The 13,413-nt window shown below is 39.5% G+C and carries 9 protein-coding genes; all 9 read left to right on the plus strand.

The genetic code is table 11. The features are described 5' to 3' along the window. Window positions 1–911: 911 nt before the first annotated feature. The 9 genes from ACVBDU_RS18460 (at window position 912) to ACVBDU_RS18500 (ending at window position 12,501) form a co-directional block, all read left to right on the plus strand. Entirely contained in the window at window positions 912–4,280 is a 3,369-nt protein-coding gene (locus ACVBDU_RS18460) for a hypothetical protein (RefSeq protein WP_447181210.1), read from the plus strand. A 21-nt stretch (window positions 4,281–4,301) separates the two neighbouring features. After that, window positions 4,302–8,681, plus strand: coding sequence for a DUF6443 domain-containing protein (locus tag ACVBDU_RS18465; protein WP_447181211.1), 4,380 nt, complete (start codon window positions 4,302–4,304; stop codon window positions 8,679–8,681). Next, a complete protein-coding gene (locus ACVBDU_RS18470; RefSeq protein WP_447181212.1) occupies window positions 8,665–9,291 on the plus strand; it encodes a hypothetical protein in 627 nt (208 codons plus the stop codon). Before ACVBDU_RS18465 ends, ACVBDU_RS18470 begins: the two co-directional genes overlap by 17 nt. 379 nt (window positions 9,292–9,670) lie before the next feature. Next, window positions 9,671–9,952 carry a hypothetical protein gene (locus ACVBDU_RS18475; RefSeq protein WP_447181213.1) on the plus strand — a complete coding sequence of 94 codons (282 nt, stop codon included), beginning with the start codon at window positions 9,671–9,673 and terminating at the stop codon, window positions 9,950–9,952. An 85-nt stretch (window positions 9,953–10,037) separates the two neighbouring features. Then, entirely contained in the window at window positions 10,038–10,226 is a 189-nt protein-coding gene (locus tag ACVBDU_RS18480; RefSeq protein WP_447181214.1) for an HYD1 signature containing ADP-ribosyltransferase family protein, read from the plus strand. Further along, the gene (locus ACVBDU_RS18485) at window positions 10,204–10,476 is read left to right on the plus strand and encodes a hypothetical protein (RefSeq protein ID WP_447181215.1); all 273 of its coding nucleotides are present in this window, start codon (window positions 10,204–10,206) and stop codon (window positions 10,474–10,476) included. The genes ACVBDU_RS18480 and ACVBDU_RS18485 overlap by 23 nt, the downstream gene beginning before the upstream one ends. Beyond that, window positions 10,469–10,972 (plus strand): macro domain-containing protein, encoded by a 504-nt coding sequence (locus ACVBDU_RS18490; RefSeq protein ID WP_447181216.1) that lies wholly within the window; start codon window positions 10,469–10,471, stop codon window positions 10,970–10,972. The genes ACVBDU_RS18485 and ACVBDU_RS18490 overlap by 8 nt, the downstream gene beginning before the upstream one ends. 69 nt (window positions 10,973–11,041) lie before the next feature. Continuing rightward, window positions 11,042–11,608 (plus strand): hypothetical protein, encoded by a 567-nt coding sequence (locus ACVBDU_RS18495; protein WP_447181217.1) that lies wholly within the window; start codon window positions 11,042–11,044, stop codon window positions 11,606–11,608. 392 nt (window positions 11,609–12,000) lie between these two features. After that, window positions 12,001–12,501 carry a PsbP-related protein gene (locus ACVBDU_RS18500; RefSeq protein WP_447181218.1) on the plus strand — a complete coding sequence of 167 codons (501 nt, stop codon included), beginning with the start codon at window positions 12,001–12,003 and terminating at the stop codon, window positions 12,499–12,501. The last annotated feature ends 912 nt before the right edge of the window (window positions 12,502–13,413 follow it).

A 13,413-nucleotide genomic window follows, 5' to 3' on the forward strand; every position in this document is an offset into this window, starting at 1 on the left:
ACATCAAAAGCAACCTGTTTAGCGGCTAAAGGGAATGGGTTAGCTGCTAAACCAACTACTTCCGGTGTCAAAGGGATTGCTTTAATGACCGGTTTTTTGAGCTTGTAATGAGGAAATATCCGGAGTTGTGAATGTCCCGGGCTTTACAGCGCCGGTCTCCTGCTGGTTGTGGAGGAGGGGAGCATGAAGCGGGAAGCACGGAGCACGAAGCGTAAAGGATGGGCTCAGCTGTACGAAGCGTACGCTTTACGAATGTCTGCGATTTCGCAGCCTACTGGACATCAATGACGGGGCAATACGTTGCGTTCCTCTCCTAGGGGCCTCCAAAACGATGTTTCATAATGTTGAACCACATTTTTATAACTTTCTTCAAACCTTTTATTTACCGGATATTCGCAGTAATAAATGAATATAAATATTTAAAAATCAGGGTTTATGTCAAAAATGGGTTTTGATTTTTCCTATTAGAAAACCACAAAACACAGTAGTCCAAATCCGGTTATCCGTACTGTTAAAATTTACGTTTTAATAACCGTTCATTTATAAATGAACGGAACAAACTTTTGTTTTTTATTCCTAAAATGTCTAATATTACCCTCCCGAATGTTACGCAAATAAGAAAACGGGATATGTCTTATATATCAGAACAAATTATAAACGAAATTCAAAGGCCGGTGAAATAAAATTACTTGTTATTTACCCCCCCCCCTAAAATAAAGCCTGAAGATTATCAGGCCCCCCCTTAATAATAAAAAATAAACCTTTACCTGGACAGGCATGGTTTTTATTTTTGTATAGTGTGTACGGATATAAAAACCCGTTTAGACTATAGAATACATTGTAAAGATGTAGTAGTCTATCTACATCTTTATGTGTGCTAATTATTCATTAACCTGTTAAACAAACGAATTGTGAAAAAACATTTACTCTTGTTTCATTTGATGTTTTATATGCTCTCCGGTGCCCAGGAATCGGGGGACTATATGCCCAAAGTATACCCCTCTTCACCAGATACCTATAACCTGGGAACCTATGGTAATATAAATATCGGCGAATATACCGGGACCATGTCTCACAGTATTCCTTTATATGAATATACCATAGGAGATATCAAATTTCCTGTTTCCTTACAATATTCTAGTAACGGCATCAAAGTGGATGAATATAATCCGGTTGTAGGGCTGGGATGGAGCCTGAGTGCCCATGGTATAATATCAAAAATTGTAAGGGATAAGGAAGATGGATTGTCCGGCGGTGATATTAAATGGCAGAATGACAATACTCCGGATCCCAATAACGGGGGGTATCCTGCTTTACGGTTAAATTTCTATGAAAATGCTGGTTTACGGGATATGTGGGATACCGAGAAAGATTTATTCCGGGTCAATATACCGGGAGGTTTTTCCAATTCCTTTGTAAAAAAAATAGGTGGTACGGGATGGTTACAGGAGAAAAAAACGGATTTTAAAATACATACAATCACCACCCCGGATCTCCAGACCGGTTTTTTGATCACGGCCCCGGATGGGATTAAGTATTATTTTGAACTTATAGAAACAAGCACCAACCGGGTACATGGTGGTGGACGGAATATGCCGGATATCTCACTTTCCTCGGCATTTTTCCTAACGCGTATAGTGGACACCAAAAATAACACAGTGTATTTCGACTATGAACCGGCAGGGTCCTCATACACTTCCCACAAATCGGATGTGTATAATTTTTTCTTACAAAGTTATAATTTCAACTGTAATGCAGATGCGGGAGAACTGCCCTTAGGTGGGATAGCCGGATTCCACGCAAGATCAAATCTTGTCAGGTATGATACCTACAGAATTAAAAGTATCCGTAACAATATAAACCAGAAACGCATTGAGTTTAATTATGCAACTAAATTCAGTGATATCGAAAACAGAGGGAATTTTTTGGATGAGGTGGCCTTGTATGGAAATACTAAAGTAGATTCTTATAAACTGGATTACCTGGTAACACCGAATAACAGGGTTTTCCTGGAAAAGGTTTCTTCTACGACTTCTCAGAAAACACATGCATTCGAATATATTAATCCCGAACTTTTGCCCAAAAGACTTTCCAATGCCCAGGATTTCTGGGGTTATTACAATGGCGCTACCCAAAATAACCATTTAATCAGCAAGGTGGAAAATCTTATTCTGGATAATATCAATTTTTCATTCGCCAACAGGGAACTCGACGAAGAATTATCTCAAACGGGATTATTGTCTAAAATAGTCTACCCGACAAAAGGCTATACGAAAATACACTACGAACCTCATACCAAATGGGGAGAAAAAACAGATGTCGCACCTTCAAAAAGCAAATCTCTCTCCGTATTTACAGACCAGTCCACATGGACTAAAACCGAGAGTACAACATTTTACTCTGGCAAGAATCAACAGATAAAATTTATCGGAGGTGCAAGTTTTAACGAGGAGGATTGTACAAGCAATACTCACCAGGTCCGGGTATATCTGAAAGTTAAAAACCTCTCTACGGGGCAATATGAAGATCTGAAGGTATTAAATTCACTGGGCTATGGCAACGCAACAAATACTTTTTTTTACCCCGGGGGAGAAAATATATTTTATGTAGATGTAGAAGCAGCGACGGAATACGAAGTGTCTCTAGAGGTATTGCGAATGTGCCACGGAGGCGGAATGAGTTTTACATATATAGATACGCCGGATGATGTTTACTATGCCAATATTCCGATTGGAGGCAATAGGGTTGAAAAAGTAGAGGATTATGCCGGTGGTTCTTCCGCCCCTGTAATTACCAAATGGCATTATGCACATAAAGATGAACTTTCCCGATCCTCCGGGGTCTCGTATTATGATGAGCCGGTGCTGTGGAATTATTCCGAAGGGGTGCATTATTGTCCTCCCCCCGAGGCAAATCCTACATTCTTCAAATATACGCCGTACCGGTATATCAGTGTACATTCCAACAGCCTGATCCCGTTATTTGGAAATGAAACCCAGAACGTGAGCTACCAATATGTTACAAAAAGTACAGGGGGGACGGATTTTGAAAATGGCGGGAAGTTTACGGAATATATTGTAGATATTGACCCTATTGCTTCCAGCCTGTTCGGCAATGGTAATTACCGTGGCGGAAACTTTACAAATCAGGGTTGGAATAAAGGATTTGTAAAAAAAGAAGAAGTCCTGAAAAAAACAGGGAATACCCTTAGTGTAATCAAAGAAACGATCAATGAATATAAGTATATTGAAAGCAATAAAGAAGAAATAAATAATATTATTGGAATTGCGAATGGAAGCTACCAGAGGATGACTAAACTCACCTATAACTGTACCGAGGAAGATATCACCAAACAAGGTACGGGGTATAACCCATGCTACGGCCAGTCGACGGGATACTATATTACATACCTGCCCCCGGAAAAACTAGGGATGTTCGTAGAGTTACTTCAGTACAAATTTATCTCTCACGATTACAACCTGGCAAAAACAACGACAAATGAGGTCCTCAACGATAAAACTGTAAAAACAACAATAGATTATAATTATAACAGCCCACACCACAAACAACTGACCTCGCAGGTTACGGAATTATCCGATGGGGGGAAAACCACCACAAATTACAAGTATGCCCAGGAACAGGGTAACCAATACCTGAAAGATAAGAACATGGTGGGTGTTCCGGTAGTAACCGAGGTTAAAAAGACCGTTGACGGTGTAGCGAAAACTATATCCAAAGTGGAAACACAATACCCGGTAAGTACATCGGAGGCAAACAGTAAAACGGCAGGGCTTCCTTTACCGTATTCCGTGTTGTCATATGATAACCATAGTGCGGATACATACCTGGAGATAACCTATGACAAGTATGATTCCAAAGGGAAACTCCTGCAATACAGTGAAAAAGGTTTGAAACCTACGGCTATCGTATGGGGATATAATCAAAGTCATCCCATAGCAAAAATAGAAGGAGCTACTTATAGCCAGGTTTCCCCGTATATCTCCGGTATTGTCAGTAAATCCAATGCCGATGCTACTAACGGGACGACGGTGTCTGAACAGGATCTTATTACCGCTTTGGATAATTTCAGAACAAACAGCGCCTTGTCCGGTTTTCAGATTACCACCTATACTTACGATCCGTTGATCGGGGTAACCAGTATTACACCTCCCGGTGGTATCCGGGAAATATACAAATATGACCCGTCCAACAGGTTGGAAAAAGTTGTGGATGTGAACGGGCATATTTTAAAAGAATACAAATACCGTTATAAAAATTAACCAGCCTAATCCATGCGTGTGATGAAAAACAATACGATTTTACTATATTTCTTTAGTATCGCTTTTTTCTGTGTTTTCCCGGTATTCGGACAACGCTCTTATGTGAAGGGCCCGGCGCTGGTTTCTTATAAAAGTACTTCTACGTACCTGCTCATGGGGGCAAGCGGACCTTCGGATGCCCAATGGGGTGTACAGGGAGGGACCATACAAAGCTCGGATAAAACCAGTGCTACCATCCGGTGGGACGGAGATATCAGTAACGGGAGGGTATCTTTCAATTCGTCCTCTACGGGAACACTTACTTTGGCAGTTAATATAACCGATGTGCCGCCAAGAATACCTGCAAATCCAACGATTACGAATACGGATTGTGCTAAAGCGACACTTTCCCGTAACGGCACCCCTCCCAGTGGCGTCACCTGGTACTGGCAGGGCAAGAATGGCAATGGTACCAGTACCAACCTGGGTTCCGGCAGTACCTATACAGCGCAGCAGGGCAGTGGCGTTTATTATATCAAGGCAAGAAACAGCGATGGTATATGGAGTGAAGGATCAGGTGCCGTACATGTAACCATTCCGAACGATCTTTTAAATGTACCGCCATTACCATCGATAAAGAATAATTGTGGCAATACGGTTTTAACCCGTGGCACCCCTCCCGGCGGGATCACCTGGTACTGGCAGAGCAGTGCCGGGGGCACCAGTACCTCTAATTCGTCTGCGAGCATCACCCGGACCAGTGGCACCGTGTATTATCTCAGGGCTCGTCACAACAGCTCGGGTTGCTGGAGTACCGCGCGTACGATAAACTATACGGTAACCCAGGAGAAAACCTGGTATGCGGATTCTGATGGAGATGGTTTCGGGGATCCTTCGGATACGAAAGTGTCCTGTACCAAACCGGCTGGTTATGTAGAGCGGGCCGGGGATAACTGCCCGGATGTTTACGGCGATACCAATGGCTGCCCGGATGAAAACTATAAGGCCGTTACCCTGAGCAACGAGAACTATATCTATACCCGTACCTATCAAAAGGAAATGACCGCTTCTGGTGGGATTGAGAAAAACGCGGATGTTTTGGAATCCGTAGTGTATTACGACGGTTTGGGGCGTCCCAAACAGGAAGTTTCCATTCGCCAGTCTCCGGGTATGCACGATGTAATTCGTCATATCGGCTATGATGCCGTTGGCCGGCAGGACAAAGATTATTTGCCCTTTGTACCCGATCCCGCCCAGAGTGGTTACGGTACGTTCCGTACAGGAGATATGGCCGGCGGTACCGCGACGTACTACCTGGATCGGTATGGCTCAGATTTTACAGGAATGAATACCTCCCAGGCCAATGCCTATTCCCGGAAGCAGTTTGAAGCATCGCCATTGAACCGGGTAGAAAAGCAGGCCGCCCCCGGTAAGGATTGGAAGTTAGGGAATGGTCATGAGATCGAGTTTGGTTATGATACCAATACGGCCACCGAAGTACGGTTGTTTAAGGTTTCCTTTGTGAATGGCGATCCGGAAGCTCCCAAACTGGAAGCAGTTGCAAACAAGCACTACGGCGCCGGGCAACTGTACAAGACCATTACCCGGGATGAGAACCACAGCGGGACAACGAAAGACCATACCACCGAAGAATTCAAGGACAAACAGGGCCGGGTGGTGCTCAAAAGGACGTACAATAATGGCAGCCAGCATAATACCTTCTATGTTTATGATGATTATGGGAACCTGACGTATGTGATCCCTCCTAAAGTCAATATTTCTGACGGGATATCGACCGCAGAGCTCAACGAGTTGTGCTACCAGTACAAATATGACGGCAGGAACCGTTTGATAGAAAAGAAGGTCCCGGGTAAGTGGTGGGAATATATCGTGTATAACACCCTGGACCAACCGGTAATGACGCAGGATTCGATATTAAAGGCTCAGAAAAAATGGCTTTTTACCAAATATGATGCTTTTGGCAGAGTAATATATACTGGTCAGACAAGCCATAGCCAAAGCAGGGGTGAACTTCAGGCAATTTTCAACAGGGCTGCAAAGAAGTATGAGACCCGTATCCAATCCCCTGCCTCTCCTACGAATATAAAAGGCACGGATGTTTACTATACCAATGTGAGCCCGCCTACGGGGATATACCAGGTATTTACCATCAACTATTACGACGACTATACATTTGACCTGGCCGGATTAACGGTACCTACCGAGGTATTGGGACAAACCGTGGATAGCAGGACCAAGACCCTGGCCACAGGAAGTAAGGTGCGGGTTTTAGGTACAAGCCATTGGATCACCACGATACATGCGTATAACTCCCGGGGGTTGCTTATTTACACGGCTACAAAGAACCCGTACCTGAATACTACGGACATTGTGGAAAACAGGCTGGATTTTGTTGGTAAGGTACTGGAAAGCAAAACCACCCATACTAAAGGTAGCAATGCTGCCATAGTTACAGTGGACAAGTTTACATACGATCATGCAGGACGGTTGCTCACCCATACGCAGAAGATCGGAAACCAGGCGGAAGAACTCATAGCAGAAAATGTATATGATGACCTGGGGCAGTTAAAGGCGAAGAAGGTAGGCAATACTCCAAGTAAACCTTTACAGGAAGTCAACTATGCCTATAATGTACGAGGCTGGCTTACGGGGATTAATGATGTGGACAATCCTGCCGGTAAGTTGTTTAACTTCCAGATCAATTATAACAAGAGCCGAAGCGGAACAGTAACCCCATTGTTTAACGGTAATATAGCGGAGACGTACTGGAGGACAAGCAATGACAATACCATGCGACGTTATGCGTATACCTATGATGCGCTGAACCGTATCACCTCCGGGAAGTTTAACGGTAGCGGGCAAACGGACCGTTATACGGTAAAGGATATTGCCTATGACCAGAACGGGAATATTACCAAGCTGACCCGTAACGGTCATCTTGTAGCCAACCCTGATCAAAGCAATGCGGACCATTTTGGAGAAATAGACAAGCTGACCTACACTTACCACAACGGAGGTAATTTTTTGGTCAAGGTGACTGATACAGGCAATAAAACCTATGGCTTTAAAGATGGCAGTAATACGGACAATGATTATGCCCGGGATGCCAACGGTAATATGACAAGGGATAAGAACAAGGGGGTTACAGGTATTACTTACAATCACTTAAACCTTCCTAGCCAGGTCAGTTTCGGGAGCAATAAAATTGCTTATATTTACGATGCTTTGGGAGTCAAGTTAAAGAAAACGGTTACCCAGGGAAGTTCTGTGATAAATACGGAGTATGCGGGGAAGTACATCTATGAGAATGGGCAACTGCGCCAATTCAGTACACCCGAAGGTTATGTAGAGTCCGAAGGTAGTGCTTATCGGTATGTATATCAATATAAAGACCATCTCGGTTCGATAAGGCTCTCATATTCGGACCTTGATGGAAATGGTTCTATAAATCCAAGTACGGAGATTTTACAAGAACGAAATACATATCCTTTTGGGCTGGAACATAAAGGGTACAATAATCACATCAATGGCCCGGAAAATAACTACCAAACGTACCTCGGTCAAGAAATCAATAAAGAACTCGGGTTAAACTGGCTGAGTTTTAGGCATAGAAACTATATGCCGGAGATTGGGAGGTTCTTTGGGGTTGATCCAGTCAGCGAGGACTATATGTCCATATCTACTTATCAATTTGCACATAACAATCCTGTGTGGAAGATTGAACTTGAAGGGTTAGAAGGAAAGCCCATTAATAATCCTGATGTAATAAATGAAGAGCCGGACATTTGGTATCAAATAAATGACTTTATTTTTGGGGCTGCTGAAACTGTTTTTAAAACCGACGCTTCTCTTTCCATGTTTACTCCACAAGAAGTTATGGAAGAGAGAACGGAGAAACTTACCGAAACGGTAGAAAATGTTGATTCTGCTTTAAGAAGCTTGATTGAGGATCCTATTGGGACAGTAGTCGATGCGGCAACAGGGACAGTTGAGGTAATTGTTGATGCAACAAAAGATTTGGTGCATGGAAGCGCAAAAGAAAAGGGAGCAGCAACTGTTGAATTGGGAGTTACAATAGGTGGTGCTGCAGCAACTGGAGGAAAACAGACAGGGAAAATATATAAAGTTCCTGGAAATGCAACCAAGTCAGGAAAACCGTACATTGGGCGTACTAAACAAAAAAGTCTAAGTGCTAGACAAAGAGGGGCTAAAGATGGAAGAGATAGAACTAAAGGCAAAGTAATTGATACTTATGATCCAACAAAACCTGGTGAGGGAGCATATAAAGAACAAAAGGCAATAGATCAGCATAAAGGTATAGAGAATTTGGATAATAAAAGAAATGAAAGAACTCCTGAAAAAATGAAAGAGTTGGAAAAAAAATATGGAAACGGAAGCTAAAATGGGATTAAACTTTGATAAGATTAAAAGATTTTGGGATTGGTTTATAGAAAATCAAAATAATCTTATTCCCGAAAATATAAACAATAATTTAATTAATTCTTTAAACGAAAAAATATTATCTCTTGGAGACTTTGAATGGGAAATAAGGGAAGGAGAAGCAAAAGAAAATATGCTGATAATTTCTCCTGGTGGGGATATTGAATTGCTTGAAGAATCAGAAAAAATAATAAAACAATCACCAAGTTTAGTGGGTTGGGAATTCTTGTCTCATAAACCGGCTAAAAACTGGGATTTTAAATTTTCGATTGAAGATCAAGATAATATAAAGAGGATTATTGACGCAAGTACATGGGAATATGTTTTAATTAAATTTTCAGATGGGACATATGATATAGTTATTAGGGCTAATGGTATTAGTAAACTGAATTCTAATGATAAATATATGGCTACGGATATTGTTCTTGAAAGCATATTAGGAGAAAGAATGAGTTTAAGATTAATAAAAAACACAGAATTAGTTGATAGCTTTTCAAAAGATGATTTTCCTAAAAAAAGTTCGATACGATACCTTAAGGAACATCTTTTAAAGTTAGAGAACGATGAGTAAATTATATTAAACATTAAAACCAACCCGCTCTTCGAAGTGTTTGTATGCTCTGCGAATGTCTTCGACTTCGCAGCCTGCTGCACATCAATGACAGGGCAATACGTTGCGCTCCTCTCTGAGGAGCTTCCAAAATGATGTTGAACGACATTTTTATAACTTGTTTAAAGCCTTTTGATTGACCAGGTCATTGCGGAAATAAATGAAGTAAGACTTGTGAGAAACTGGGATACACCTCAGAGAGGCGTTTTTCGTTTTTTTCTTTTCAGTGAAGGTTTGAGCAGCGAAATTGCAAACTTCGCAGAGCGGGAAATAAAGACCTTTGAAAAGCAGGTTAAAGAAATAGAAATCTTTATGAGAAAGCATAAAATAGACTTTTAAGATGGAAAACATATTTAATGACGAACTGTATCCGAAGTTGAAAAATGATAAGGTTTTTAAAGAAGACAGTTTAAATTCCTTTGTCCATGCACTTGCGGATATAAAAGAATCAGTAGATAAAATTTATAGTAAGTATGTTCCTAAGCTACTGAACGAGAGTTGTAAGGAGGGAATTGAAGAAATTATTTGGGATATTAGAGAGGAGTTTAGGCATATAGAATATCACATTGACGATGCAAACTTGACCAATATCAGTATAGATAAAAACAAAACCGCCCATTGAGGTGGTTTTGTTATTTAGAGGCTACCTGTGTTTTAAAATCCTGTAGACACATATCGATAAAGTCGTAGATATATTTTTTCGATTTTTGGAGAGCCTGGTTTCTAGAAGGCTCTTTGGAGTCCCATGGAACGGTAGAAAACTTCAACATTTTATACAAATTGAAACAAAAGGATTAAAAGTTATACAAACTAACAACCATATTTATTTAATAAATAACACATCAAGTTTAAATATTTCAAAGAGGATTATAAGTGGAGGTAAATCAGGATTTTAACAAAGAAACTTATATAAAGAAAAAGTGGGAAGAAGAAAACATTCTTTATTACTTACATTTTTTAAATGATTATGCTGTTAGGCAAATTGAAATAAATCATCTGGGAGAATATACATTTCTCTCAGATGATAAACCAATTAAGGGAAATAGTATTCTTTATGACCAAAAGCTTTCCGATTTAGAAATTGATAAGCTTGATTATATTGCAGAAGAAGAATTTAATAAAGTTTGGAAATTACATAATGATTAGGTTTATAGATTTTGGTAATATTTTTAAATTAGAAGGAGTATCAAATTATGCCCACGGATGCAATTGTGCTGGAGCAATGGGAAAAGGTATTGCGCTTCAATTTAAAAGCAAGTTCCCTAAAATGTATGATGCTTATAAAGCTTTATGCGGGCAAAATGACTTTAATCTAGGAGATGTATTTGCTTATGATTATGAAGATGGTGTTGTTTTTAATTTAGGCACTCAAAAAACTTGGAGAACAAAAGCAGACTATAAAGCTATAGAAAAATCTCTTAACAATATGCTAGAATTATGTGTGAGAAAAAAGATTTATCATGTTGCATTACCACGGATAGGCGCAGGCTTGGGAGGGGCAGATTGGAATAAAGTTAAGTTGATTATCCAGAAAATAGCATCGAGTTTTGAAGATGTTAACATTTATGTGGTTGAAAATTACAAGGACATATATTTAACACAAGAAAAAATAAAAACCATGATTAAGAAACCACAGCTTTAAGTTGTGCTTTTTTATGCGTAAGCTTCTTTAGTTTTAAAATCTCTAATAAGCGCATCTAACAGAATATAGATGTGCTTTTTATTATCATCAGACAATTTAGAAATATCTTCTACTCCTTTTAAGGTCTCTGTATCAAGTGGTAAGATTAACGGTAGTATATCTGGTTTTAGCGCAGGATATGATGGTTATACTGAAGCTGGTGGTGCTCACGGAAGTGCTAGTGTATATGGTGTGTCTGCTGATGCGGGTGCTAGATTAGGAACAGAAGACAACAATATAGCTGTAGGAGCTGAAGGTAGTGCTTTTTCTGCTGAAGTCAGCGGAGACGCAGGACTCTATACAGGTGGCGAAGGAAAGTATGGAGCTGAATTAGGGGCAAATGCAGGTGCTTATGCTTTAAAGGGTGAGGTTACACCTAGTGTTTCCATTTTTGGCGTTCAAATTGGTATCACAATTGGTGGCTCAGCAGGTAGTGCTCATATAGGAGGTAGAGGCGCAGCTACTTTTGATTCTAACACTAATGAATTTGAGGCAACTGGAAAAGCTCATATTGGATTAGGTGCTGGATTAAAAATAGGGTTTGAAATAACTAATACTAAACAGAGAATTTATGGTTCTAGAAAAAAACGTAAATAGATTAAAATAAATAAAATGAAGTTGTTTTATATATTATTTTTTGCGTCGGTTAACTTGCTTTTGTTTTCATTTTTGACACAAAAACTCAAGTTAAATAACACATTGAAAGTGCTGTTGGGCTTCTATATTCTAAGCTTGTTAATAGTTCATTTTATTAACCCTTTTGGGCTATCCATACCAAATAAACTGTTCTTTATCTTATTTGGTTTTAGTGCAGTGCTTATTGTGTTTTACGTTATGCCTAAGATTGCAATTTTATTTAATGATTTTATCAATAATAATCAACCTGATACACTACTGTATAAATGGTACGGGTTTTGGATGACGTATGTTATTTATGCACTTATCTTTGTATTTCAATGTGTCACAATTATTAAAAATTAAGATAGTTTATGAGAGTTATATTTTTAAAAATTTTATTGTTTTTTTCTTGCTTTAGTTGCGAGTCACAGGTATCTATCGAAGAATTAGACAGGAAAGAATTCAAGGTAAAATATCCTGAAAATTTAGTGCTCGACGAAAGTGGGCAAAATAACACGGTTTTTATTTTGAAAACCAAAGCAGAAAATGCTAATGACACCTTTATTGAGAATATCAATCTGGCAACTCAGCCTGCGCCAACTAATAGTTTTGATGATTTTGTTATTAAAACCACATCTGAAATTAGTAATGTGGGTAAATTGATAGAAAAGAAAAAATCAAACGTTGATGGTTCGGACTGCTTAAAATTGAAGTTTAAATTAACCCAAAATAATATTCCTTTAACTTTTGTACAGCACTATTATATCAAAAATGGAAAGGTGTATGTTCTTACATTATCTAGTGAAAGTAGTAAGTATGAGAAATACTCAAATATGTTTGGTGTGGTTTTATCAAGCTTCACTTTAAAATAATTCCTCTCTCAGAATAGTAAAAAACCACCTTTCACGAGGTGGTTTTTTATTTATAAGCCAATCGGGTTTTGGCATCACGAAGTAAGGCATCAATATTGTAAATTATGGTACAGAAATCAAATGAATGTTACTATAATGCCCCGCTCTACAAAGTGTTACAGGCTCTGCGAAGGAGTTTGCAACGCTCTGAATGTCTCTGACTTCGCAGCCCACTGCACATCCATGACAGGCCAATACGTTGTGCTCCTCTCTGAGGAGTTTCCAAAATGGTGTTTCATAATTGCTGCCCCACATTTTTGTAAATTATCTGTAAAAGCTGCCGAAGGCTATAACATACGTGACGCTTCTAAATCACATTTTGTTACACCAACTGTGGTGGATTTAACAAGTAAAGTTTATAAAGACTGTATATTAGGACAGCTTACGGTTTTGTATGGCTAATAATGTTCTCTGACCGGGAGATGTTGCTCTCGTTTTATATAGTTGAGAAGGATTTTAAATTTTAACCTTGCTTTTTACAATGGTAATAAAACCCACCATAGCGAACAGATAATTTTATCCGGTTACGGATGTATGATATGATCCTCTTTTATTCCGGAGACTATCGTGGGTAATGGAAAAATGAAATAAATAATCTTTTGCTTCAGATGTGAAGATTATTCTAAGATTGCAGGCAACGCATACTGTCCCAATCACAATATGTGCCGTTTGGACAGGAATATGTACCATCGGATTCTAGTTTGCAGGCATAGCCACCTTTAATTAATTCCTGTTCTTTCTGGCTTAATTTTTTTACGCCGTTTAGGGTTAAGATCTTTTTTAACATGACTAAAGATTTTACTTAATATTTATCCTGAACATTTAATGACACTCAGGGCTTGTGTCGATTTTTTTGGGACATTTTTGTTTTTC

Source organism: Sinomicrobium endophyticum, assembly GCF_052983315.1.